Source organism: Nonomuraea cavernae (genome assembly GCF_040655715.1).
Lineage (GTDB): Bacteria > Actinomycetota > Actinomycetes > Streptosporangiales > Streptosporangiaceae > Nonomuraea > Nonomuraea cavernae_A.
The window spans coordinates 105,176-129,671 of the sequence record NZ_JBFAKL010000003.1; the positions used below are offsets into that span (position 1 = coordinate 105,176).

24 protein-coding genes are annotated in these 24,496 nt (G+C 70.1%); 19 read left to right on the forward strand and 5 right to left on the reverse strand.

From position 1 onward, the window contains the following. Positions 1–171 precede the first annotated feature (171 nt). From AB0I38_RS05800 to AB0I38_RS05810, 3 genes are all read left to right on the forward strand, one after another. Positions 172–921: a GntR family transcriptional regulator gene (locus AB0I38_RS05800; protein ID WP_358462552.1), complete on the forward strand. Its 750-nt coding sequence runs from the start codon at positions 172–174 to the stop codon at positions 919–921. Between the two features lie 199 nt (positions 922–1,120). Further along, positions 1,121–1,726, forward strand: coding sequence for a GNAT family N-acetyltransferase (locus tag AB0I38_RS05805; RefSeq protein ID WP_358462555.1), 606 nt, complete (start codon positions 1,121–1,123; stop codon positions 1,724–1,726). A gap of 108 nt (positions 1,727–1,834) precedes the next feature. Then, positions 1,835–2,515 carry a copper homeostasis protein CutC gene (locus AB0I38_RS05810; protein WP_358462558.1) on the forward strand — a complete coding sequence of 227 codons (681 nt, stop codon included), beginning with the start codon at positions 1,835–1,837 and terminating at the stop codon, positions 2,513–2,515. Between the two features lie 3 nt (positions 2,516–2,518). On the opposite strand, the gene AB0I38_RS05815 is transcribed toward AB0I38_RS05810, so the two are convergent. Together AB0I38_RS05815 and AB0I38_RS05820 are read right to left on the reverse strand one after the other, a co-directional pair. After that, positions 2,519–3,688 carry a DUF6986 family protein gene (locus AB0I38_RS05815; protein WP_358462561.1) on the reverse strand — a complete coding sequence of 390 codons (1,170 nt, stop codon included), beginning with the start codon at positions 3,686–3,688 and terminating at the stop codon, positions 2,519–2,521. 26 nt (positions 3,689–3,714) lie between these two features. After that, positions 3,715–5,022 carry an FAD-dependent oxidoreductase gene (locus tag AB0I38_RS05820; protein WP_358462564.1) on the reverse strand — a complete coding sequence of 436 codons (1,308 nt, stop codon included), beginning with the start codon at positions 5,020–5,022 and terminating at the stop codon, positions 3,715–3,717. Between the two features lie 271 nt (positions 5,023–5,293). On the opposite strand from AB0I38_RS05820, the gene AB0I38_RS05825 reads away from it, so the two are divergent. The 3 genes from AB0I38_RS05825 (at position 5,294) to AB0I38_RS05835 (ending at position 8,406) form a co-directional block, all read left to right on the forward strand. Then, positions 5,294–5,761 carry a hypothetical protein gene (locus AB0I38_RS05825; protein ID WP_358462567.1) on the forward strand — a complete coding sequence of 156 codons (468 nt, stop codon included), beginning with the start codon at positions 5,294–5,296 and terminating at the stop codon, positions 5,759–5,761. 157 nt (positions 5,762–5,918) lie between these two features. Further along, positions 5,919–6,590, forward strand: coding sequence for a hypothetical protein (locus AB0I38_RS05830; protein WP_358462570.1), 672 nt, complete (start codon positions 5,919–5,921; stop codon positions 6,588–6,590). 70 nt (positions 6,591–6,660) lie between these two features. Next, on the forward strand, positions 6,661–8,406 hold the full coding sequence (locus AB0I38_RS05835; protein ID WP_358462573.1) for a proline--tRNA ligase: 1,746 nt from the start codon (positions 6,661–6,663) through the stop codon (positions 8,404–8,406). A gap of 25 nt (positions 8,407–8,431) precedes the next feature. On the opposite strand, the gene AB0I38_RS05840 is transcribed toward AB0I38_RS05835, so the two are convergent. After that, positions 8,432–8,881, reverse strand: coding sequence for a ferritin-like domain-containing protein (locus tag AB0I38_RS05840; RefSeq protein ID WP_358462576.1), 450 nt, complete (start codon positions 8,879–8,881; stop codon positions 8,432–8,434). Continuing rightward, positions 8,878–9,363 (reverse strand): hypothetical protein, encoded by a 486-nt coding sequence (locus AB0I38_RS05845; protein ID WP_358462579.1) that lies wholly within the window; start codon positions 9,361–9,363, stop codon positions 8,878–8,880. Before AB0I38_RS05845 ends, AB0I38_RS05840 begins: the two co-directional genes overlap by 4 nt. Positions 9,364–9,585: 222 nt before the next feature. Here AB0I38_RS05845 and rimP point away from each other — a divergent pair, with 222 nt between their 5' ends. From rimP to truB, 8 genes are all read left to right on the forward strand, one after another. Further along, the gene (rimP, locus tag AB0I38_RS05850) at positions 9,586–10,080 is read left to right on the forward strand and encodes a ribosome maturation factor RimP (RefSeq protein WP_358462582.1); all 495 of its coding nucleotides are present in this window, start codon (positions 9,586–9,588) and stop codon (positions 10,078–10,080) included. 12 nt (positions 10,081–10,092) lie between these two features. Further along, a complete protein-coding gene (gene nusA / locus AB0I38_RS05855; RefSeq protein WP_358462585.1) occupies positions 10,093–11,097 on the forward strand; it encodes a transcription termination factor NusA in 1,005 nt (334 codons plus the stop codon). Next, positions 11,081–11,395: a YlxR family protein gene (locus tag AB0I38_RS05860; protein ID WP_358462587.1), complete on the forward strand. Its 315-nt coding sequence runs from the start codon at positions 11,081–11,083 to the stop codon at positions 11,393–11,395. Before nusA ends, AB0I38_RS05860 begins: the two co-directional genes overlap by 17 nt. A gap of 111 nt (positions 11,396–11,506) precedes the next feature. Beyond that, on the forward strand, positions 11,507–14,626 hold the full coding sequence (gene infB, locus AB0I38_RS05865) for a translation initiation factor IF-2 (protein WP_358462590.1): 3,120 nt from the start codon (positions 11,507–11,509) through the stop codon (positions 14,624–14,626). 121 nt (positions 14,627–14,747) lie between these two features. Continuing rightward, positions 14,748–15,044 (forward strand): DUF503 domain-containing protein, encoded by a 297-nt coding sequence (locus tag AB0I38_RS05870; RefSeq protein ID WP_189127202.1) that lies wholly within the window; start codon positions 14,748–14,750, stop codon positions 15,042–15,044. Positions 15,045–15,085: 41 nt separating this feature from the next. Next, positions 15,086–15,607 (forward strand): 30S ribosome-binding factor RbfA, encoded by a 522-nt coding sequence (gene rbfA, locus AB0I38_RS05875; RefSeq protein WP_358462593.1) that lies wholly within the window; start codon positions 15,086–15,088, stop codon positions 15,605–15,607. Continuing rightward, positions 15,604–16,632: a DHH family phosphoesterase gene (locus AB0I38_RS05880; protein WP_358462596.1), complete on the forward strand. Its 1,029-nt coding sequence runs from the start codon at positions 15,604–15,606 to the stop codon at positions 16,630–16,632. The genes rbfA and AB0I38_RS05880 overlap by 4 nt, the downstream gene beginning before the upstream one ends. Next, positions 16,632–17,504, forward strand: coding sequence for a tRNA pseudouridine(55) synthase TruB (truB, locus tag AB0I38_RS05885; RefSeq protein WP_358462599.1), 873 nt, complete (start codon positions 16,632–16,634; stop codon positions 17,502–17,504). Before AB0I38_RS05880 ends, truB begins: the two co-directional genes overlap by 1 nt. Positions 17,505–17,508: 4 nt before the next feature. Here the strand turns inward: truB and AB0I38_RS05890 are convergent, their stop codons facing one another. Beyond that, positions 17,509–18,516: a TRM11 family SAM-dependent methyltransferase gene (locus AB0I38_RS05890; protein ID WP_358462602.1), complete on the reverse strand. Its 1,008-nt coding sequence runs from the start codon at positions 18,514–18,516 to the stop codon at positions 17,509–17,511. Positions 18,517–18,699: 183 nt separating this feature from the next. Between AB0I38_RS05890 and tnpA the strand changes: the two genes are divergently transcribed. The 5 genes from tnpA to AB0I38_RS05915 all read left to right on the forward strand — a co-directional run bounded on the left by tnpA (position 18,700) and on the right by AB0I38_RS05915 (position 24,438). Next, entirely contained in the window at positions 18,700–19,098 is a 399-nt protein-coding gene (tnpA, locus tag AB0I38_RS05895; protein ID WP_358462604.1) for an IS200/IS605 family transposase, read from the forward strand. A gap of 6 nt (positions 19,099–19,104) precedes the next feature. Continuing rightward, positions 19,105–20,394, forward strand: a complete 1,290-nt coding sequence (locus AB0I38_RS05900) for an RNA-guided endonuclease InsQ/TnpB family protein (protein WP_358462607.1) — start codon at positions 19,105–19,107, stop codon at positions 20,392–20,394. A 74-nt stretch (positions 20,395–20,468) separates the two neighbouring features. Beyond that, entirely contained in the window at positions 20,469–21,440 is a 972-nt protein-coding gene (locus tag AB0I38_RS05905) for a bifunctional riboflavin kinase/FAD synthetase (protein ID WP_358463232.1), read from the forward strand. A gap of 130 nt (positions 21,441–21,570) precedes the next feature. Beyond that, complete coding sequence (gene rpsO, locus AB0I38_RS05910) at positions 21,571–21,840, forward strand: 30S ribosomal protein S15 (RefSeq protein ID WP_189127169.1); 270 nt, start codon at positions 21,571–21,573, stop codon at positions 21,838–21,840. A gap of 279 nt (positions 21,841–22,119) precedes the next feature. Next, a complete protein-coding gene (locus AB0I38_RS05915) occupies positions 22,120–24,438 on the forward strand; it encodes a polyribonucleotide nucleotidyltransferase (protein ID WP_358462610.1) in 2,319 nt (772 codons plus the stop codon). The last annotated feature ends 58 nt before the right edge of the window (positions 24,439–24,496 follow it).

Sequence of the window (24,496 nt, forward strand, 5' to 3'; positions counted from 1 at the left end):
GGCAGGTATGGCATACCCGCGCGGACTGGCAGCACGGCCTACACCCCCTCACCGGCCTTTCGATGGATTTGTACCAACGAATGGATGATGCGACCGTCGAGGTCGTTCGGTCAAGGGGTTGTGGCCTGCTAGAACCAGATCGTCTAAATTGTTGGAACAAAAGGGGTGAAAGTGGCAAGGTCGGTGCTGTATCAGCAGGTGGCTTCGGAACTCCGTAAAGCCATCTACTCCGGCGTCCTCGGTCCCGGAGCACAGTTGCCGACCGAGGCGCAGCTCATGGAAGACCACGGGGTGAGCCGCAACACCGTCCGGCTGGCGCTGGGCGAGCTCGTCAACGAGGGGCTCGTGACGCGAACCCCCCGGCGTGGCACGGTGGTCCGCGACCGCCGGCCGCTGCTCATCTATCCGCAGCGCGAGCTGGAGCCTCAGCCCACGGGAGAGGTGCGCGAGGCCTTCGCCTTCGCCGTCTCGCAGGAGGGCCGGGCGCCGAGCCAGCTCATCGAGGTGCTGACCGTCACTCCCGTCGAGGAGATCGCCAGCCGGCTGGAGCTGGCCGACGGCGAGCTCGCGGTGGTGCGCCGGCGCCTGCGCTACGTGGACGGGCAGCCGTACAACACCAATGATTCCTATTTTCCCCGCGAACTGGTCGCCAACTCGGAAATCGCCAGGCCAGGCGACATCGCGCGCGGCGCGAACCGGGTGCTCGAGGAGCTCGGGCACGAGCAAATGCGAGTAATTGACGACATTTCAGCGCGTATGCCCAACCAAGAGGAAGCTGAGAGGCTTCAATTGGAACTCGGTACCCCAGTTGTGGTGTATGTCCGAGTTGGCTACGACAGGGCTGATTTGCCGGTGCGTGTCGCGGTGTCGGTGCTCCCCGCGGACAAGCACTTGATCAGGTACGAGCTCGACCGCCGCTGATCGAGCTCGGTTGGGGGTGATCCCGCCGGCCGCCCGCTGCGAGTAATCCGGCCTCGCAGGGCTTGGGGAGGAGTGCGCGCTCCCCTAAAAACCGATTTATCCGTTCATGTCACCTTCCGCACCCAAGCCTATCCAGTGCGCCACTCGCTCGTCACTGTAAGTAATCGACTGACCGCACCATGCGACGAAGGGATGGATCATGCTCTCGAACACCCTCCTCCTGCACCCGCTCGCCCTGCGCCAGGCCGAGCCGGCCGATCTCAAGGGCGTGCTGAGACTGCTGGCCGACACCGCCGAGTGGCTCCACACGCGGGGGGTGCGGCAGTGGCCGCGCGGCGGTTTCACCGCGGCCCGGATCGAGCCCCTGATCGAGGAACGGGTGCTGTACCTGCTGGACGACGAGCTCCGGTACCTCGACCCCGACGAGGACGCGCCGCCCGTCGCGACGATCGCCGTCGACGAGCACGCCGACCCCGAGTTCTGGACCCGGGCGGATGACCCGGGCGCCGCTCTGTACGTGCACAAGCTGGCCGTGGCCCGGCAGTGGTCCGGCAGCGGGCTCGGTGACGCGCTGCTCGACTGGGCCGGGACCTGGGCCTGCGCGACCGGGCGGCCCTGGCTGCGGCTCGACTGCGCCAAGGGGAACCCCGGGCTGCAGCACTACTACCGCAGCCGCGGCTTCCGGCACGTGCGCACGGTCGACCTCCCGCACCGCAGCTCGGGCGCGCTCTTCCAGCGGCGCGCGGAGGACGTCGGCATCACGGCCTTCCGCGACCTCACGGTGCCCGAGCTGATCGCGGTCTGACCTCCCGGCGTCCGCCGGAGTCCGGGGTGAACCGGGCGCCAGGTGGAGACGGGATCTACTACCGTCATTCATGCAAAATGGTGCAGAGCACCCTATAACCTCTGCTGCATGACCGGATCCCTCCTTGAGGTGATCGCGCTCGACGTGCGCGACGCCGTGGCCGCCGAACAGGGCGGCGCCGACCGCCTGGAGGTCGTCGCCGACATGGCCGCCGACGGGCTCACCCCCGCGCCGGAGACGGTCGCCGCGATCGCCGCGGAGTGCCCGCTTCCCCAGATGGTGATGCTCCGCTGCGACGCCTCCTTCACGGCCGGCGCCGACGTACTCGACCGGCTGAGCCGCGACGCCAAGGCGCTCGCCCAGGCGGGCGCGGCCGGGTTCGTCTTCGGCTTCCTCGACGGCGCGGGCGCCGTCGACCTGGCGGCCACCGAGGCGCTCATCCACGCCGTGTCGCCCTTGCCGTGGACCTTCCACCGGGCCGTCGACCACGCCGCCGACATCCAGGCCTCCTGGCGCGCCGTGCGCCTGCTCCCGAACCTCGCGACCGTCCTCACCTCGGGCTCGCCCACCGGGGTCGGCGAGGGCCTGTCCGTGCTCAGAGGGCGCGCCGACGCGGGCGACGGCTCGATCATCCTGGCCGGCGGCGGGCTCCGGGCCGCGCACGTGCCGGCCCTGCTGGACTTCGGCATCCGGGCCTTCCACGTCGGCTCCGCGGTGCGGGCCGGTTGGTCCGACCCAGTCGAGTGGCGCCTCGTCCGCCGCTGGCGCGACCTGGTCGAGCGCGACTGAGCGTCACCCGGCCGGAGGCTCGTCCAGGGCGGCGTCGGCGCGCCGCAGGGCGGCGGTCATGGTCCTGACGGTGGCGGGCTCGTCCATGACCCCGCCACCGGCGTCGCGCCGTTCCTCCCAGGCGCGCACCCGCTCGCGGTAGGAGTCATAGCGCGCCAGATGGAAGGCGTAGACCGTGGCGAACCGGCTCACCAGATGCGAGGGATGCATGTCCCACCCCTGGTGGAACCCGTGCGCCAGCGAGTGCCTGACGAGTTCGGCGTGCCGCCGCCACAGCGCCCGCACGTCGCCGGCCGAGCCGGAGGCGGGGGAGGCGGCCAGCGACCCGTCGGACAGCTCGACCCCGGTGTCCGCGAACGCCACCCGCATCACATGCCGCGCGTGGTCGCACGCCGGATGGTCGAGCCGCTGCTCGTGCGGCGGCAGGCCGATCGCCGCCGTGTAGTCGAACACCCCGAAGTGCGCCGCGGCCAGCCTGCCGCCGAGCGACCCGGCCAGCTCCGCCCTCAGGAACCCCAGCGTCTGCGGCGCCTCCACCTGCATCTCGAACCGGAGCCGCACCCCCAGAGCCGCCTCCAGCCGCTCCAGGACACTCGCGAACTGCCCGAGATAGCCCTCCATCAGCACCTTCGGGAAGGTCACCGTGAACCCTGGAGGCAGCTCGCCCGCCCGCTCGACCACCGTGGTGACGAACCCGTCGAGGGTCCGCACCGACCGCGCCGGGTCGCCATCGGCGAACGACTTGACCCGCGGGCCCCACCGGCGAGGCAACGTCCCCGCCGCCCACAGCTCGGCCACCGCGACCGCCGCCCGCTCCGCGTCGCCGTCCTCCTGCTCGGGACGTACGCCGTAGCCGTCCTCGAAGTCGATCCGCAGGTCCTCGATCGGCTCGCGGCCGAGCTTGCGCAGCACCCGCTCGTGTACGGCGGACGCCAGTTCACCGGGCACCCCGAACACCTCGGCCAGTTCGGCGGGACCCGCCAGGTGCGCACGCGCCAGGGCCAGCGCCTGCCCGCCCCAGTCGGCGACCGTGGCGGCGGAGAACCGGTCGGCGGGCACGTAGACGGTGTGCACCGGCTGCCGGTCGGGGCCGGCGCCGGGATAGCGGGCCCGCTGGACCCGGTAGGTCTCCTCGAACCCGGCGATGGGGACGTCTCCCACGGTGACACGCATGTCCCGCACCCTAGCCGGGAAGCGGATCACTCCCCAGGACGGTAGGCGCGCAGCATGGCCTCCAGGCCGGCCAGCTTGACCCGCTCGCCCCGGCCCAGCGACCTGGCCAGCTCGGTCTCGGCCGCCTCGATGGCCAGCCACTCCTCGTAGCTGACCGGCCGCAGTCCGCGCTCGGCCAGCAGGGTGCCGATGTCGGTGGTGCGCGCCGGCTCGCGACCGGCGAGGTCGGCCAGGAGGGTGCGGACGGTCTCGGCCGCGTCGGACTTGTTGGTGCCGATCACGCCGGTGGGGCCCCGCTTGAGCCAGCCCGCCACGTACTCGCGCTCGCGGACCCGGCCCGCCTCATGGGGCACCGTCATCGTCTCGGCTGAGAACGGCACGCCCGGCAGCGGGACGCTCTGGTAGCCGACCGAGCGCAACACCATGCCGACCGGGAGCGTCTCGAACTCGCCGGTGCCCACCACGCGGCCCTCGGGCGACAGCCGGGTGCGTTCGAGCCGGAGGCCCTCCACCCGGTCGGTGCCGAGGATCTCGACGGGCCGCATCCAGAAGCGCACGTCGAGGCGGCGTGGCCGGCCGGCCGGCTCGCGGGCCGCCCAGGACCGCAGGACGTCGATGTTGCCGCGGATCTGCCGGGTGAAGTCGTCGCCGAGGACCACGGCCTCGTCGGGCCGCACGCACACGTCGGCGTTGGCCAGCTCGCCGAGCTCGCGCAGCTCCTTCAGGGTGAACTTGGCGTGCTCGGGGCCCCGGCGGCCGATCATGTGGATGGCCTTGACCTGGCTCTCCTCCAGGCGTTCGAGCACCTCGTGCGGCACGTCGGTGGCGCTCAGCTCGGCGGCCGTCTTGGCCAGGATCCGCACCACGTCCACCGCCACGTTGCCCACGCCGATGACCGCTACCTCGGAGCTGTCGAGGACGAACCTGGAGGAGTCGACGTCGGGATGGCCGCAGTACCAGTTGACGAAGTCGGTGGCCGCCACGCTGCCCGGAAGGTCCTCGCCCGGGATGCCGAGCTTGCGATCGACCATCGCGCCGGTGGCGTAGACGACGGCGTCGTATGCGCTGAGCAGGTCGCCGACCGTGACGTCGGCGCCGAGGGTGAGCCCGCCGAGGAATCTGACCTCGGGCAGCTCCAGGACGCGGCGCAGGTAGTTGGCGATCGACTTGATCGAGGTGTGATCAGGTGCGACACCATATCTGACCAGCCCGTACGGGGTGGGCAGGCGCTCCAGCACGTCGACCTCGACCGCCCCGGCGGACTGCTTGACCAATGCCTCGGCCGTGTAGATCCCGGCAGGGCCGGATCCGATGACCGCCACGCGCAACGTCACGTCGCCTCCTTAGCCGGCGATTCTGCAACACGGGGCCCGCGTTCCACCAGATGTAACGGCCCGGCGTGTTCGATGTATCCCCGGACGCCCCGAGCGACGAACCCATACCCTGCCTTGACCTTTCCTATGACATATCGGGATCTGCCAAATCGAGTCCGGAGGCCCCGGCGCGGAGGGCCGGCTTGCCGGGGTCGCCGTGAGCGTGGGCGGCCGGCCGTTGAGACTGGCGGGATCAAACCCTTGCGGGAAGGGCGCGCTCGCGATCAGAGTGATGTTCGTGAGGCGAAAGCACGCGCTACGGCGGCCGAAGGATGGTCCGCTCCCTGGCGCCCGGGACGACGACCTTTCGCCCACGAGCTCCCGCCGGTACGAAGCGTTCGGGCGGGTGATGGCCGCGCTCGCCGCCGAGGCGGAGTTCATCGAGTCCTGCCGCGACCTGACCTGGTGGCGCGGCTCCGAGCGGAGCTGGCACGTGGAGTGGCGCGACGGCCCCTACGCCTCCGAGGTGGCGGCGATGCTCGGCGAGCGGATGAGCGGCCTCGTCACGGCCGACGCCCCCGGCGGAGCCGCGTCGGCCGTCCTGCACGTGATGGGCGTCCGCTTCGTGCTGCGGGCCATCGACCCGATGGGCAGGGTGAGCGTACGAGCCCGGCCGGGGTTCTGGAGGCTGGCCGAGGCGCTCGACACCACCCGCGCCACCAACGCCCGCCACCCGTGGGAGGAACTCCTCGGCGGTTAGCCGCCCCTGGCTCCGGGCCGAGCGTGGAACCCCTATGTTAAACAAGCACTTGCTTTGTCAAAAGGGTTAACTGAAATTTGCCTTTTTTGTAGGGTTGCATAATCTTTGGGTGGTCGTCCCAAGACATTTCCGGGGCAGGGATGACCAGGGGATGGAGATGAACGACACCGCGATCGACTATGCCGACTTCGCCGAGTACGACCGGCGACAGCGTGGCATCGAGCGTCACATGCTGGCGGCCTTCCTCGGCGGGCTGGTCGTCGGCCTGATCGGCATGCTCATGTCCGGCAAGGGGCCCGGATGGGTAGGGCAGATCTACTATCCCTATGCCTACCTCGCGCTGACCCTGGTCGTGGGAGCCACCGCGTCCGGGTTCGGCTGGGCACTGCTGACGACCTTCCTCGCCGCCGTGTCCATGCTGGTCGCGGCCATGGGCGGGAGCGTGTTCCGGGGTGACCTCAGCTTCGACGTGATCGGTGACAGCCCCGCCGGGCTCAACTGGACGCTCGCCATGCTGGTCGGCCTCGGGCTGCTCGCCTACCTGACCCGCAGGCGCGACCGCTGGGGCGACGTCGCCGCCGGTCTCGTGGGAGCGGTGCTGCTCACCGACGTGGTCGACCGGGCCACACCAGGTTTCATCGGCGACGTGCGGGAGTTCTGGCCGGGTCCCGCCCTGGTGGTCGGCGCCCTGGCCGTTCTCCTGGTGATCGTCGTGCGGAGAAGCGCCCGAGGACGCGTGCGCGCGCTCGCCGTCACCGCCACGCTGGCCGGCGTCTCCGCCTTCGTGCTCGCCGGTCCGGTGCCGGGCTGGTTTCCGCTCCTCGTTTAACCGGAGCGGCCTGCCGCCCCGAGTCGATAGCCTGTAATCCTTCACATCCAGGCTCGACCAAGGAGTAGCCGTGTTGCTGCGCATGTCGTCGTTGTTTCTTCGCACCCTGCGGGACGACCCGGCAGACGCGGAAGTGCCGAGCCACAAGCTCCTCGTCCGCGCCGGCTATGTCCGCCGGGTGGCGCCCGGCATCTACTCGTGGCTGCCCCTCGGCAAGATGGTGCTGGAGAACGTAGCCCGCGTCGTTCGCGAGGAGATGGACCGGATGGGCGGTCAGGAGGTGCTCTTCCCCGCCCTGCTGCCCCGCGAATACTACGAGGCCACCGGTCGCTGGACCGAATACGGTGACACGCTCTTCCGGCTGCGTGACCGCAAGGGCGCCGACTATCTCCTCGGGCCCACGCATGAGGAGCTCTTCACCGACATGGTCAAGAGCGAATACTCCTCGTACAAGGACTATCCGGTCACGCTCTACCAGATCCAGAACAAATACCGCGACGAGGCCAGGCCCCGCGCCGGCATCCTGCGCGGCCGGGAGTTCCTCATGAAGGACTCCTACTCCTTCGACCTCGACGACGACGGTCTCAAGCACTCCTACGAGCAGCACCGCGAGACCTACATCAAGACCTTCGACCGGCTGGGCATCAACTACAAGATCGTGTTCGCCACGTCCGGCGCGATGGGCGGCTCGGCCTCCGAGGAGTTCCTCGCGCCGACCCCCACGGGCGAGGACACCTTCGTCGCCTGCCGCTCGTGCGGTTACGCGGCCAACGCCGAGGCCGTCACCACGACGCCTCCCGCCGCCGCGCCCCTCGACGGCCTGGCGGAGCAGCGGGTCCTCGACACCCCTGACACGCCGACCATCGATACGCTGGTCTCGTTCGTCAACGAGCACCACGGCCTGTCGATCACCGCCGCCGACACCCTGAAGAACGTCGTCGTCAAGATCTCCACGCCCGGCTCCGACAAGGTCGAGACCCTGGTCATCGGGGTTCCCGGTGACCGCGAGGTCGACTTCAAGCGCCTGGAGGCCGCGCTGGCCCCCGGCGAGCCCGCGATCTTCGAGGCCGAAGACTTCGCCCGGCACCCCGGCCTGGTGCGCGGCTACATCGGCCCGCAGGTGCTGCGCGACCTCGGCATCCGCTATCTCGTCGACCCCCGCGTCGTCACGGGCAGCTCCTGGGTGACCGGCGCCAACCAGCCGGGCAAGCACGCCGCCCACGTGGTCGCGGGGCGCGACTTCGTCCCCGACGGCACGATCGAGGCCGCCGAGGTGCGCGCGGGCGACTCCTGCCCCCGCTGCGCGTCGCCGCTGTCCATCGACCGCGGCATCGAGATCGGCCACATCTTCCAGCTCGGCCGCAAGTACGCCGACGCGGCCGGCCTCGACGCCCTCGGCCCCGACGGCAAGCCGATCCGCATCACGATGGGCTCCTACGGCATTGGCGTCTCCCGAGCGGTGGCCGTCATCGCCGAGCAGCTGCACGACTCGCTCGGCCTGGTGTGGCCCCGCGAGGTGGCCCCCGCCGACGTGCACATCGTCGGCACCGGCAAGGAGCACCAGGTGGAGGCGGCGCTGGAGCTGGGCGCGGAGCTCGAGTCCCGGGGCCTGCGCGTGCTGGTGGACGACCGGCCCGGGGTGTCGCCCGGGGTCAAGTTCAAGGACGCCGAGCTGCTCGGGCTGCCGACCATCGTGGTCGTGGGCCGCGGCCTGTCCCAGGGCGTGGTCGAGCTCCGCGACCGGGTCACCGGTGACAAGTCGGAGATCCCTCTCGCCGAGGCCGCCGACCTCATCCTCGCCGCCACCCGCTCCTGACCGCTGACCCGGGCCACGGCCCGGGTCAGCCACCCGGCGTCGTGCCGGACGGCTGCGGGGTCGCCTCGGGCAAACCGGGAAAGGCGGTGATCGCGGGCCGGAAGGAGTAGGACCGGGTGACCGACTCCTGCATGGCCAGCGCCGCGTACTTCCGCAAGGCGGCGTCCTCCCCGGCCGCCAGCTCCAGGTAGGCGGCCGTCATGCCCGCCTCCACGTGCACCGCGAGCCGCACGGCGGCCGCCGCTCCCGTGGGCACCGCGGGCAGGGCATAGGAGGCCTCCGGTTCCACCGGCTGCCCGCCCCGGCCCGTGATGAGCGCACGGAGCTGGTCGCGACGGGCCCGGTGGGCGTCGAACGCCCGGGTGGCCAGCGCCCGCAGCGACCCCGACGTGCGGGCACCGATCAGACCGTAGGCGAAGACGGCCGCGTGCTCGGCCGCCAGCGCCTTGCGCAGCTTGTCGAGATCGTCGCTCACAGCGACCTCGGCAGGGCGACGGCGTGGGCCGCCTCACAGGCGCCGATGCTGGCCACCAGCTGGGCCATGGCCGGCGGCACCCCGGTCAGCTGCCGGGTGCGCAGGGCGGCCGCCCTGCGTTCGAGGGTCCGCAGCCGCGACAGCGACACCTTGGGCATGGCCGTCGCCGAAGGAGTGGCGGCGGGAGCGGCCGAGGCGGGGGGAACGGCCGGGACATCGGGGAAGCGCCTGCGCAGCTCGGCCAGGTGGGCCTGGTGACGATCTCTGAACGGGGTCAGCTTGGCGCCGCCGTCCGCGATCAGCGCGGAGTAGAGGGCGATCGTCGCCTCCTTCTCGTCGATCAGCTGCCGGGCCAGCACCCGCTCCGGCGGCTCCGGCGACGGTGAGGCGGGCGGGGAGCCGGTCGTGGTGCTGCATCCGGCCAGGGCCGCCGCGGCCGCTCCGCCCGCCAGCACGGCTCGCCGGGAGAGAGAAGGGCGCACGGGCAGGGACCTCCAGGACTACGGACCGCAGCTAGCATCGTAAGGGCTCGTGCCCCCGCTCGCTGTCAGGCCTGGCCCGTCATTCCCCGCGCGTCGAGTGGCGCTCTTTCCGTGCCCTCGTACAGATAGGGTGTCAACTGTCGTCGCTGGCTGAGCGCCCGCGCGACGGAGAGCCAGTGGCGAGGTCCGCCCGGCTGAGACTTGACAATAGGGGAGGTCGATATGGGCAGCGCATCACCCCGCGACCACCTGATGAAGCTCCTTGAGCCCGTGGTCAGCGCGGAGGGCCTCGACTTGGAGGACGTCACGGTCACCCAGGCCGGCAAGCGCCGGCTGCTGCGCGTGATCGTCGATCGCGACGGAGGGGTGAGCCTCGACGACGTCGCCGATGTGAGCCAGGCCGTCTCCACCGCCCTGGACGAGGACGACGCGATGGGCGACACGGCCTACACGCTCGAGGTCTCCTCGCCGGGCGTCGACCGCCCGCTGACCGAGCCGCGCCACTGGCGGCGCGCGGCCAAGCGGCTGGTGAAGGCAGAGCTGAGAGACGGCACCGTGCTGGAGGGCCGGGTGCGCTCGGCCGACGAGAGCGGCGTAGACCTCGAGATCGGCGGCGCCGATCGCCGGATCGACTATCAGGACCTGACCCGCGGACGGGTGCAGGTGGAGTTCCGCCGGATCGACGACGACACCGACGTCGACGGCGACGAAGGCTAAGGGGGGAGCCTCGTGGACATCGACATGAGCGTCCTGCGCAGCCTGGAGCGGGAGAAGGACATCTCCTTCGACCTGGTCGTCAAGGCGATCGAGGACGCACTGCTGATCGCCTACTTCCGCACCGAGGGAGCCGCGCCCAAGGCGCGGGCCGAGCTCGACAGAGGCAGCGGGCACGTGACGATCTTGGCGGCCGAGCTCGACGACGATGGCGAGATCATCCGGGAGTACGACGACACACCCAACAATTTCAGCCGGATCGCGGCGACCACCGCCAAGCAGGTGATCCTGCAGCAGCTGCGCGACGCCGAAGACGAGATCAACTTCGGCGAGTTCGCCAGCCGCGAGGGCGAGCTGGTCTCCGGCGTGATCCAGCAGGGCAAGGATCCGCGCGTGGTGCTGGTCGACCTCGGCAAGATCGAGGCCGTGCTGCCGCACAACGAGCAGGTGCCCGGCGAGGACTACGTGCACGGCGAGCGCATCCGCGCCTACGTCGTGCAGGTCAAGAAGGGGCACAAGGGCCCCTCGGTCACGCTGTCGCGCACTCACCCCGGCCTGGTGAAGAAGCTGTTCGCGCTCGAGGTGCCCGAGATCGCCGACGGCACCGTGGAGATCGCCGCGGTGGCCCGCGAGGCAGGTCACCGTACCAAGATCGCGGTGAGGTCTCGCAAGCAGGGCGTCAACGCCAAGGGCGCCTGCATCGGCCCGATGGGCTCCCGGGTGCGCAACGTGATGACCGAGCTGCACGGCGAGAAGATCGACATCATCGACTGGTCCGAGGATCCGGGCGAGTTCGTCGGGAATGCCCTGTCTCCCGCGCGTGTTTCCCACGTTGAGGTCCTCGACCTCGAGGGACGTGTGGCGAGGGTGACCGTGCCCGACTACCAGCTCTCGCTGGCCATCGGCAAGGAAGGGCAGAATGCCCGGCTCGCGGCCAGGCTCACCGGATGGCGGATTGACATCCGCCCTGACATCCAGGCCGAGGACGCCGCCGGTTCCGTAGATGCGTCAACACGGTAAGCTGGAATATGGTGGCCACGCGGCTCCACAGCGCACCTGTGTGGGCTGCAGGGGCCGCACGGCAAAGTCCGAGCTGCTCCGCCTGGTGCTGGTCGAGGATCATGTGGTCCCTGACCTGCGAGGACAGCTTCCTGGCCGAGGTGCATCGCTGCATCCGACCATGAGTTGTCTGGAGCTTGCCGAGCGTCGCCGGGCGTTTCCGCGCGCATTCCGCGTGCCGGGGCCGCTTGACGTCTCGCGCGTGCGGGCGCACCTGGAAGAGGAGAAATACGAAATGTCATGTAGGACGCCGAGTTGATGGGCGGAGTCAGATTGCTATGAGCGCCTGATGAGCACGCGGCGATGAAGACGTCAAGGTAGCGACGGTCCGGACGGCACAGCCAGCCTCCCGGGCCAGTAAGGGAGTGCAGTGGCGAAGGTCCGGGTATACGAGCTCGCTAAGGAGTTCGGCGTAGAGAGCAAGGTCGTCATGGCCAAGCTCCAGGAGATGGGAGAGTTCGTCCGTTCGGCGTCCTCCACCATCGAAGCGCCGGTGGTCCGCAGGCTCACCGAAGCACTGGGCGCATCCAAGGGTGGGTCCTCAAGGGGCGGCGGTTCGTCGTCCAAACCGCAGCCGCCGAAGGCTGCACCACGGCCGGCGGTCAGCCAGGCCACCAACGGCGCCGCTGAGGCGTCGACCCCCACAGTTCCGCGTCCGGGTCCCAAGCCCGGTCCGCGTCCCGGCCCGGCGACGAGCAGCACGCCTCGCCCGCCGGTCCCCATGCCTCAGCAGCAGCCTCCGGCGCAGCAGCCCGAGGCCGCTCGTGGCGACACGTCCGGGGCTCCGCAGGCCCGTTTCGACAGCGGCGCGCGTCCCGAGAGCGCTCCGCGTGCCGATGGTGGCGCGCGTCCCGCGCCCGGCCCGCGTCCAACCCCCGCGGCTCGCCCTGGTCCCAAGCCCGGCCCCGCGGCCCGTCCCGGCGCGTCCGGTGGCGGTGCCTCCGGCGGCGCGCGTCCCGGGGCGTCCACCGGTGGTGGCCCGCGTCCGGGTCCCGGTCCCAAGCCGGGTCCCCGCGGCCCGCGTCCGGGCAACAACCCCTTCTCGTCCAACGCCAGCGGCATGGGCCAGTCCCGTCCGCCGCGTCCCGGCGCCGGCCGCGATGGCGGTGGCCCCGGCCAGCGCGAGCGTCGCGACGGCCCGCCGCGTGACGGCGCCATCCCGCGCCCGCCGCAGGGTCGTGGTGGCGGCGAGGGCAGGCCGGGCACGGCCGGCCCGCGTCCTGGTCCGCCCGGCGCGGCGGGTCCGCGTCCCGGTCCCGGTGCGGGTGGTCCTCGTCCCGGTGGTCCGCGTCCCAACCCGATGATGATGCCGCAGGGCCGGCCTTCCGGCCCCGGCGGTGGTGGCGGCGGTGGCCGTCCTGGCGGCGGTGGCGGCGGTGGCCGTCCCGGCGGTGGTGGCGGCGGTGGCCGTCCGGGTGGCGGCGGCGGTCGTCCCGGTGGTGGCGGCGGTTTCGCCGGCCGTCCCGGTGGCGGTGCGGGTCGTCCCGGCACGAGCACCGGTGGTCCCGGTGGCGGCGGTTTCGCCGGCCGTCCCGGTGGCGGTGGCCGTGGTCGTGGCGGTGGCACCGCGGGTGCCTTCGGGCGTCCCGGCGGTCGTCCCGCGCGTGGCCGCAAGTCCAAGCGTCAGAGGCGCCAGGAGTTCGACAACATGTCGGCTCCGGCGATCGGCGGTGTGCAGGTCGCCCGTGGCAACGGCGCGACGATCCGCCTTCCGCGTGGTGCGTCGCTGGCCGACTTCGCCGACCGGATCGGCGCCAACCCCGCCGCGCTGGTGCAGATCATGCTGCACCTCGGCGAGATGGTGACCGCCACCCAGTCGGTCAACGAGGAGACGCTGCAGCTGCTCGGATCCGAGCTCGACTACAACATCCAGGTGGTCAGCCCGGAGGAGGAGGACCGCGAGCTTCTCGAGGCCTTCGACATCGAGTTCGGCGAGGACGAGGGCGACGAGGCCGACCTGGCCGCGAGGCCGCCGGTCGTGACCGTCATGGGTCACGTCGACCACGGTAAGACCAAGCTGCTCGACGCCATCCGCAAGACCAACGTGGCGGCGCGCGAGGCGGGTGGCATCACCCAGCACATCGGCGCCTACCAGGTCGCCACCGAGCACGAGGGCGAAGAGCGCAAGGTCACCTTCATCGACACCCCGGGTCACGAGGCGTTCACCGCCATGCGTGCCCGTGGTGCCAAGGCGACCGACATCGCCGTGCTGGTGGTCGCGGCCGACGACGGCGTGAAGCCGCAGACGATCGAGGCCCTCAACCACGCCCAGGCGGCCGACGTGCCGATCGTGGTCGCGGTCAACAAGGTCGACAAGGAGGGCGCCGACCCCAACAAGGTCAGGGCCCAGCTCACCGAGTACGGCCTGGTGGCAGAGGAGTACGGCGGCTCGACGCTGTTCGTCGACATCTCGGCCAAGAACGGCACCGGCATCGAGGACCTCCTTGAGGCCATCGTGCTGACCGCCGACGCCGAGCTCGACCTGCGGGCCAACCCGACGATGGACGCCCAGGGCATCGCGATCGAGGCCCACCTCGACAAGGGCCGCGGCCCCGTCGCGACCGTCCTGGTCCAGCGCGGCACGCTCCACGTCGGCGACTCCATCGTCTGTGGCGAGGCTTTCGGCCGCGTCCGGGCGATGCTCGACGACAACGGCGAGCCGGTCGACGAGGCCACGCCGTCCCGTCCCGTCCAGGTGATGGGCCTGACGGCCGTGCCCGGCGCCGGTGACAACTTCATCGTCGTCACCGACGACCGGATGGCCCGGCAGATCGCCCAGCAGCGCGCGGCGCGCAAGCGCAGCGCCGACATGGCGAAGTCGAGCCGTCGCCGCACCCTTGAGGAGCTGTTCAGCGACCTCGAGAAGGGTCGCGTCGACGAGCTCAAGCTCATCATCAAGGGTGACGTCTCCGGTTCGGTGGAGGCCCTGGAAGACGCTCTGCTCAAGATCGACGTTGGCGACGAGGTCAACCTTCGGGTGCTGCACCGCGCCGTCGGCGCCATCACCGAGTACGACGTCAACCTGGCGGTCGCCGACGACAACGCGGTCATCATCGGCTTCAACGTCCGCCCCGAGCCTCGGGCGCGCGACCTGGCCGAGCGCGAGGGCGTCGACATCCGCTACTACTCGGTCATCTACCAGGCGATCGAGGAGATCGAGGCAGCCCTCAAGGGCATGCTCAAGCCCGAGTTCGAAGAAGTCCAGATGGGCACGGCGGAGGTCCGCGAGGTCTTCAAGGTGCCGAAGATCGGCAACGTCGCCGGTTCGCTGGTCCGCTCCGGTGTGATCGTCCGCAACAGCAAGGCCCGGGTGATCCGCGACGGCGTCGTCGTCGCCGACAACCTGACGCTCTCGTCGCTGCGGCGCTTCAAGGAGGACGCGACCGAGGTCCGCGAGGGCTTCGAGTGCGGCATCGGGCTCGGCTACAACGATCTCCGGATCGACGACGTGATCGAGACGTTCGAGATGCGGGAGAAGCCGCGCGCGTAACCGCGCGGCCGGGCGCCCGGCGGGCCATCCGCCGGGTGCCTCTCGTACGTCCGAGCCTGGTCCCCACCGCAGCAGGCTCGGCGTGCGCTTCACACACCAGTACAAGCGGTGGTTGCCAACGATGTATGTGGGTGCGCTAACCCTGGACATCCTGCTCGGCGACGTGCACTCGCTGAAGCAGAAGCGCTCGGTCGTGCGGCCTCTGGTCGCCGAATTGCACCGGCGCTTTCCCGCCGTCGCCGTAGCCGAAACCGGCCACCTCGACCTGCATCGCAGAGCGGAGGTCGGCATCGCGGTGGTCTCCGCCTCAGCGGGTAACTGCAAGGAGGTGCTGGACGCCTGCGAGCGGGTGGTGGCGTTCCATCCTGAGATCGAGTTGCTGTCCGCCAGGCAGCGGCTCTACAACGACGATGACTGAACGACGGCACGACCCACGGTCGTGCGTGAGGGGGAGCGAACATGGTGGATGCAGCACGAGCGCGCAAGCTTGCCGATCGCATCCAGCAGATCGTCGCCGAGATGCTGGAGCGCCGGATCAAGGACCCTCGCCTGGGGTTCGTGACCGTCACCGACACCCGCATCACCGCCGACCTGCGTGAGGCCACGGTGTTCTACACGGTGTTCGGCTCCGATGCCGAGCGCGCCGACAGCGCCGCCGCTCTCGAAAGCGCCAAGGGCATCATCCGGTCCGAGGTGGGCAGGCAGACCGGCGTGCGTTTCACTCCGACACTGACCTTCACCCACGACCCGCTGCCTGACAGCGCTCGTCAGCTCCACGACCTGATCAGCGTGGCCAGGGCGCGGGACGCAGAGGTGGCCCGCAAGGCGGAGGGCGCCGCCTACGCCGGCGAGCCCGACCCCTACAAGAAGCCTGACGAGGATGAGGCCGACTTCGACAGGAAGCCTGACGAGGATGAGGCCGACCTCGGCAGGAAGCACGACGAGGACGCGACCGACCAGGCGGGACACTCGGCACCGTGACGCCGGACGTGCGTGACCGCATCGAGCGCCCGCCTCGCATGGGGCCCGCGGTGTCACCGATCTCCGAGGCCACCTGGGAGCGGGCGCTCGACCTGATCGCGGGAGCCGACGAGATCGCGCTGGCCTGTCACGTGGCACCTGACGGTGACGCGCTCGGTTCGATGCTGGCCACCGGCTTCGCGCTGCGGTCGATGGGCAAGCGGGTGGTCGGGTCCTTCGGCGACCGGCACTTCGCGGTGCCGCGCCTGCTGCGTTTCCTTCCAGGCCAGGACATGCTGGCTCCGCCCGAGGACTATCCGGCAGCGCCCGAGCTGATGATGACGTTCGACTCCCCGTCGGCCGAGCGGCTGGGCCTGCTCGGGCCGAGCGTCGCCGCCGCCCGCGAGGTCATCGTGGTCGACCACCATCTGTCCAACACCGGGTTCGGCACGGTCGGCCTCGTCGATCCCGGCGCCGCGGCGACGGCCATGCTCGCCGAGCAGCTCATCTACCGGCTCGGTGGCACCCTTGACCGTGACATCGCCACCTGTCTCTACACGGGGCTGGTGACCGACACCGGATCGTTCAGGCACTCCTCGACGACGCCCGCGGCCCACGAGATGGCCGCCCGGCTGGTCGCCACCGGGCTGCGCACCGACGAGATCGCTCGCGAGCTGTGGGACCGCTCGCCGTTCGGCTATCTCAAGGTGCTCGCCGCCGCGCTCGACCGGGTGGAGCTGTGTGACGGGCTGGTCTGGACCTACGTCACGCGAGTCGACCGGGCGGCCTATGGCCTGCCTTATTCCGAAATCGAAGGCATCATCGACATCGTGCGGCGCACCGATGACGCCGAGGTGGCCGTGGTGCTGAAAGAGGACGACGAGGGCGCCTGGCAGGTGTCGACCCGGTCCAAGGGCACGGCCGATGTGGGCGCGCTCTGCGCGGCGATGGGCGGCGGCGGCCACCGCAACGCGGCCGGGTTCACCTCGCACCAGAGCGTCGACGACACCATCGGCGCGTTCCGCCGTCTGCTGGGGAAGGTCTGATGGCCGAGAGCGGTCTGATCATCGTTGACAAGCCGGCCGGCTGGACCTCCCACGACGTGGTGGCCCGCGTCCGGCGCCTCGCGGGCACCCGGCGGGTGGGCCACGCGGGCACGCTCGACCCGATGGCCACGGGCGTCCTGGTGATCGGTGTGGAGAAGGCGACCCGCCTGCTCGGCCACCTGGCGCTGACGGAGAAGGTCTACTCCGCCACGATGCGGCTCGGCGTGACCACCAACACCGACGACGCCGAGGGAGAGGTCACCGCGACCGCGTCGGCGGCGCGCGTGACGCCGGCGGAGATCCACAAGGGCGTCGCCGCGCTCACCGGCGCGATCATGCAGATCCCGCCGCAGGTCAGTGCGATCAAGGTCAACGGCGAGCGGGCCTACAAGCGGGCCCGCGCCGGTGAGAACGTCGAGCTGGCCGCCCGTCCGGTCACCGTGCGCGCCTTCGAGGTGCTCGACATCAGGACGGACGGCGACGTGGTCGACGTCGACGCGGTCGTCACCTGCTCCAGCGGCACCTACATCCGGTCGCTGGCCCGCGATCTGGGCGCCGGGCTGGGCGTCGGCGGCCACCTGACGGCGCTGCGTCGCACCCGGGTCGGCCCCTACGACCTGTCCCTGGCCCGCACCCTCGACGAGCTGGCCGCCGACTGCGCGATCCTGCCCATCGGCGAGGCCGTCGCGGCGGCGTTCGCGCGGCGGGACGTGACGGTCGAGGAGGCGGTGATCGTCCGGCACGGTGGCCGGCTGCCGGCCGCCGGGCTCGGCAAGGAGCCGATCGGCGTGTTCGGCCCGGACGGGGAGCTGCTCGCGCTGGTCGAGGAGCAGGGCCGGCTGGCCAAGCCGCTCGCGGTCTTCGTGACCTGACGGGTCACCGCTTGCGGGCCACCAGGATGTCGCGGACGATCGCCTGGTCCACCCAGTGCTCGAAGTCGGGATGGCCGGCCACGTCGAGCCCGGCTGTCGTGAGGATCTCGGCGAGGTCGTCGCGGCTGCCGCCGTAGGTGTTCCACGAGATGCCTAGCGCGCCGCCGGGCCGCAACAGCTCAGCCCAGACCGGCACGGCCTGCCGGATCAGCTCGAGCGGGCTGCGTGAGAGCCCGCCGCCGCCCTTACTGCCATGCTGTACGCCATAGGGCGCGTCGGTGACGATCACGTCGAACGAGCGTGGCTTGAAGAACTCCCGCCCGCGCAGGGTGTCGGCGTTGACCACCGAGACGTGCTGCACGTCGCCCGCCTTGAACGCCTCCTTCGTCAGCCCGAAGGAGATGTTGAGCCGCCGCCCGGCCAGCGCCCGCTCGCGGCGTACGGGCACGGTCTCGGCGGTGTGCTTGAGACGTTTGTTCTTCAGCCAGGTCTTGAGGAAGCCGGAGTAGGCCTCGAAGTCCTTGCCGTCGACGTCGACACCGTAGGCGTCGTATCCGTACATGAGGGCCTGGTTGAGCGTGGTGCCGCGGCCGCACATCGGGTCGAAGACCGCGAGTTTGCCGTCGAGGGGGAAACCGGAGGCCAGCACGGTGACGTTGAGCAGCAGCTTGGTGAAGTGCTCGTTGGTCTTGCCGGCGTATTTCTGGATCGTGATCAGGTCGCTGCTGAGCCGGTCGAGCGGCCGCATCGTGAGCGGCCGCAGCAGGTCGCCCTCCATGCCGAAGATCGCGTAGACCGACGACAGGTTGGCCAGCAGGTCGAGGTCGTGCGAGGTCAAGGATCCCTCAAAGGTGACATAAGGTACGCCGCCGAGGGTGGTCTCCTCGATGCCCGACAGCTCGCCTTCCAGCGCGCCGCCGAAGACGGTCAGCTCGGCACGGGTGAGCCGGACGGCGCTGGCGCCGTAGACCCGGTTGAAGGCAGGCAGGATCAGAAGGGCGTATCGAGGCATGGTGCGACCGATCGTACCGCCCTCGATTGGAGACGCCGGGCGCGGACCCCTGGGCTTTGGCCGTGGGAGTAAGCCTGCGGGGAGGGGCGCCGGGCCTGGGCGTGTTCTGGTCTGTTGAGGGTTCTTCTTGGTGGTGGTCGAATGTTTGAGCGGTAGATAGCGTCTTTCTGTATGTTGATCGGTATGACCGTGACGCTCCGGAGGAACGGCGACATCGCCTTCCAGTGCGCCTTCCATGTGGTGTGGTGCCCCAAGTTCCGGCGGCGGGTTCTGGGTGGTCGGGTCGGAGAACGGCTTGAGCAGTTGATCCGTGAGGTGATCGAGGAGAAGGGGGCGTGGCTGGTGGAGCTCGACGTCATGCTCGACCACGTTCACCTGCTGGTCGAGGTGGATCCCCGGTTCGGGATCCACAAGCTGGTCAAGGCCATCAAAGCCCGTACTTCTCGCCTGCTCCGCGAGGAATTTCCGGAGCTGAGGTCGAAGCTGCCGACCTTGTGGACGCACTCCTACTTCGTGGCGACCGTGGGTGGTGCGCCTCTGGACGTGGTCGAGCGTTACGTCGAGAGCCAGAAGAGTCGGTGATCGCCGATGCTCACCGGACGTAGGTACCGCCTGGACTTCAGCCCCGGACAGGGTGAGTTCGCCGAACGCATCGGCGGGGCGTGCCGGTCGGTGTGGAACACCGCGCTGGAACAGCGCCGGATCTACCGCCGGCGCGGTGGGTGGATCGGCCACCACGAGCAGGCCCGCCAGGTGGCTGAGGCGAAAGATGACTTCCCCTGGCTGGCCGAGGTGCCCGGTCACTGTCTCCAGCAGGCGTTGATCGACCTGGATCAGGCGTGTGCCGAGCACGGCATGTGGAAAGTCCGCTGGAAGTCGAAGGTCGGCAACCCGCCGAGCTTCCGGTTCCCCGAGGGCGGGAAGATCACAATCGAGCGGCTCAACCGGCGCTGGGCGCGGGTAAAGCTGCCGAAACTCGGCTGGGTCCGCTTCCGGATCACCCGCCCGCTCGGCGGGAATGCCAAGAACGCCACCGTCAGCCGGGACGGCGAGCACTGGTACATCAGTTTTCTCGTCGAAAACGGAGTCACCCCGCCTGAGCGCCACGCCGACCCCGGCAGCGCCGTGGGGATCGACCGGGGCGTGGTCAAGGTCGTGACCCGCTCGGACGGCCGCTTCCACCACCGGCAGTTCGCTCGTGATCGGGAAGTCGAGCATGCCAAGAAGCTTCAGCGGGACTTCGCCCGGACCACGAAGGGATCGGCCCGGCGCAAGAAAGCCGCCGCGCGGGTCGCCGGCATGGTGCGGACGGTACGCAGGCGCCGGGAGGACTTCGCCGCCAAGACCGCCCATACTCTGGCCACGAGTTTTCAGTTGATCGTGTTCGAGGCGCTCAAGACCAGGAACATGACCGCCGGCGTCGAACCCAGGCCAGACCCTGAGCGGCCGGGCGCGTTCTTGCCGAACGGGGCGGCTGCCAAGGCCGGGCTGAACCGGTCCATCTTGGACAAGGGCTGGTATCGGATCGAGCTGGCGACTCGTAGCAAGGCCCGGTATACGGGCACCTGTGTGATCACTGTCAACCCGGCGTACACGAGTCAGACGTGTAACGTGTGCACGGTGGTGGATCGCAAGTCCCGCGAGAGCCAAGCGGTCTTCCGGTGCACCTCGTGTGGCCACACCGAGCACGCCGACGTGAACGCCGCCAAGAACGTACTCACCGCCGGGAGGGCGGAGTTCGCACAGCCCAGACCGGGTGTGCGGGCTGGGGCGCGCAAACCACGCAACCGCGTGGGCCGGAAGGTCAACCGCCAAGCAACAGCAGCGCAGACCACCGCAACACCGGCGTCCGGGCTGGCTGAAATCCCCCCGCTCTAGCCGTGGGGAGCGCTTCAATGGAACGAAGACCGACCAGCATGGCAGGCTGGTGGGGATTGATCTGCCACGAGCGAATGGGGCCGGGAGTGCGGGATTCGGAGAGGGCCGTCGTCGCGATCGGCATGTTCGACGGGGTCCACCGGGGGCACCGGCGGGTGGTCGAGCGGGCCGTCGGCATCGCCCGTGATAAGGGCCTGCGCGGCGTGGCCGTCACGTTCGAGCCGCATCCCGACGAGGTGGTGCGGCCCGGCATGCATCCGTCCCGGCTCAGCACGCCCGGACGCCGCGCCGAGCTGCTGGCCGGGCTGGGGGTGGACGACGTCTGCGTGCTGGAGTTCACGCTGGAGCTGTCGCGGATGAGCCCCGGCGAGTTCGTGCGGACCGTGCTGGCCGACCGCCTGCGCGCGGCCGCCGTCGTGGTGGGGGAGGGGTTCACGTTCGGCCACCAGGCGGCCGGCGACGTCGAGACTCTGCGCGCGCTGGGCGACAAGTACGACTTCACCGTCGAGACCGTCCCGTTGTTCGACGAGATCTCCAGTAGCCGGATCCGTGAGCGGCTCGCGGCGGGCGACGTCGAGGGCGCCGCCGCCGGGCTGGGCCGTCCGCATCGGGTGGAGGGCGTGGTGGTGCGCGGCTACCAGCGCGGCCGTCAGCTCGGCTTTCCCACCGCCAACGTCGAGACGCCTCCCCACACCGCCATCCCCGCCGACGGGGTCTACGCGGGGTGGCTCGAATGCGTCCCGGTCGCCAATCTGCCCACCCTCTACGAGGGCGAGCGCTGGCCCGCGGCCATCTCGGTCGGCACCAACCCCACGTTCGAGGGGGTGCCGCGCACCGTCGAGGCGTACGCGCTCGACCGCGACGACCTGGAGCTGTACGGCGTGCACGTGGCGGTCGACTTCGCCGCGAGGCTGCGCGGCAACACCAGGTTCGACTCCATCGAGGCGCTGGTCACCCAGATCCACGCCGACGTCGCCGAGACCCGCCGCCTGACGGCCGAGTCCGCGGCGGGTGACGATACGCGAGCACCCGACTCGGAGTGGTAACCTTGCATGTCGGCTCTGTGACGGCGGCCTAAGGCGCTGCCCGAAGGGCTTCGCTGCGGCGACTGTAGGCACGCACGGTCGTTCGCAATCCACGTTCATCCGCGCGTGTCCGTATATGCGAAGGAGAGCCGTGTCCCTCGACACCGCTGCCAAGAAGTCCATCATCGCCGAGTATGCGACGGCCGACGGCGACACCGGGTCGCCCGAGGTGCAGATCGCGCTCCTCAGCAAGCGCATCAGCGAGCTCACCGAGCACCTGAAGACGCACAAGCACGACCACCACAGCCGTCGTGGTCTGCTCCTGCTCGTCGGGCGCCGGCGCCGCCTGCTGAAGTACCTGCAGAAGGTCGACATCGCGCGTTACCGTTCGCTCATCGAGCGGCTCGGCCTGCGCCGATAGCATGAGAGGGAGCGGCGCCCGCGTCGCTCCCTTCGGCTATCAGCCCGGCGCGTCGGGAGGCATGCCACCGCGCGCCTGGCGTACAACTGAAGATCCGAGACACTTACAGCCCCCGCGTCCGCACAAGCACCATGCGACCCGCGACGCATGCGGGCCGGTCCTCGGTAGTGGCTTCCGGTCATCAGGACCGGGCGCTTCGATCGAAGACCGGCGCTGCACCTAACGAGGGTGCCGGTGAGAAGAAGGGCGCGGGAGACCGACCGACCAAGGAGGTCCCCCGTGGAGGGTGTCCACATCGCCGAAGCCGTCATAGACAACGGCACTTTCGGCACGCGAACGATCCGATTCGAGACCGGCCGTCTGGCCCGTCAGGCGGCGGGTTCCGCCGTCGCCTACCTCGACAGCGACACGATGGTGCTGTCCGCGACGACCGCGTCCAAGTCGCCCAAGGAAAACCTCGACTTCTTCCCGCTGACGGTGGACGTCGAGGAGCGCATGTACGCCGCGGGCCGCATCCCCGGCTCGTTCTTCCGGCGTGAGGGCCGTCCCTCCGAGGACGCCATCCTCACCTGCCGGCTGATCGACCGGCCGCTGCGCCCGTCGTTCGTCAAGGGCCTGCGCAACGAGGTGCAGGTCGTCGCCACCGTGATGGCGCTCAACCCCGACCACCTCTACGACGTGGTCGCGATCAACGCCGCGTCGCTGTCGACCCAGCTGGCCGGGCTGCCGTTCTCCGGTCCGATCGGCGGCGTACGCGTCGCGCTGATCGACGGCCAGTGGGTGGCCTTCCCGACCCACACCGAGCTGGCCCGCGCCACGTTCGACATGGTCGTGGCCGGGCGGGTGCTCGGTGACGGCGACGTCGCGATCATGATGGTCGAGGCCGAGTCCACCAAGGACACGCTCAAGCTGGTCGCCGACGGCGCCGTCGCGCCCACCGAGGAGACCGTCGCGCAGGGCCTTGAGGCCGCCAAGCCGTTCATCAAGGTGCTGTGCGAGGCGCAGGCCCGCATCGCGCAGGTGGCGGCCAAGGAGACGGCCGAATACCCCGTGTTCCTCGACTACCAGGACGACGTCTACAACGCGGTCGAGGCCGCGGTGAAGACCGAGCTGGCCGCGGCGCTGACCATCGGCGTCAAGCAGGAGCGCGAGGCCGAGCTCGACAAGGTCAAGGCGCTGGCCGCGGAGAAGCTGCTGCCCCAGTTCGAGGGCCGCGAGAAGGAGATCTCCGCCGCGTTCCGCTCGGTGATGAAGAATCTCATGCGTGAGCGGGTCATCAAGGAGGGCCTGCGCATCGACGGCCGCGGCACCAAGGACATCCGCGCGCTGTCCGCCGAGGTCCAGGTGGTCCCGCGGGTGCACGGCTCGGCCCTGTTCGAGCGCGGCGAGACCCAGATCATGGGCATCACCACGCTCAACATGCTGCGCATGGAGCAGAACGTCGACACGCTCAACCCCGAGCGCACCAAGCGCTACATGCACAACTACAACTTCCCGCCCTACTCCACCGGTGAGACCGGCCGGGTGGGCTCGCCCAAGCGCCGCGAGATCGGCCACGGCGCACTGGCGGAGCGGGCACTGATCCCGGTCCTGCCCGCGCGTGAGGAGTTCCCCTACGCGATCCGGCAGGTCTCCGAGGCCCTGAGCTCCAACGGCTCGACCTCGATGGGCTCGGTCTGCGCGTCCACGATGGCGCTGCTCGACGCGGGTGTGCCGCTGCGGGCGATGGTCGCGGGCATCGCGATGGGCCTGATCGGCGACGGCGACAACTTCGTCACGCTGACCGACATCCTCGGCGCCGAGGACGCCATGGGCGACATGGACTTCAAGGTCGCCGGCACCAAGGACGTCATCACCGCGCTCCAGCTCGACACCAAGCTCGACGGCATTCCCGCCTCGGTGCTGGCGAGCGCGCTGAAGCAGGCCAAGGGCGCCCGCCTGGCGATCCTCGACGTGATGCAGGAGGCGATCGACTCTCCGGCGGAGATGAACCCGACCGCGCCGCGGATCATCACGATCAAGGTCCCCGTCGACAAGATCGGCGAGGTCATCGGCCCGAAGGGCAAGATGATCAACCAGATCCAGGACGACACGGGCGCCGAGATCACCATCGAGGACGACGGCACGATCTACATCGGCGCCACCGACGGCCCGTCGGCCGAGGCCGCGCGGTCCGCGATCAACGGCATCGCCAACCCGCACATGCCGGAGGTCGGTGAGCGCTACCTGGGTACGGTCGTCAAGATCGCGGCGTTCGGCGCGTTCGTCTCGCTGATGCCCGGCAAGGACGGCCTGCTGCACGTCTCGCAGATCCGCAAGCTGCACGGCGGCAAGCGCATCGAGAACGTCGAGGACGTGATGAGCGTCGGCGAGAAGATCCAGGTCGAGATCGCCGAGATCGACCAGCGGGGCAAGCTCTCGCTGGTGCCGGTCGAGGTCATCGAGAAGGAGGCCGCCGAGAAGGAGGCCAAGGGCGAGGCCGGTGCCGACGAGGGCGAGGCCGCGCAGGCCGACGACAAGCCCCGCGACGAGCGGCCCCGCCGCACCCGCACCCGCGTCCGCGCTCCCCGTAACGACGGCGACGACCGCAACTCGTGACCGAGCTCACCAAGGGAGCCATTCGAGGTGGCATGGTGGTCACGGGGCCGAAGGAGGT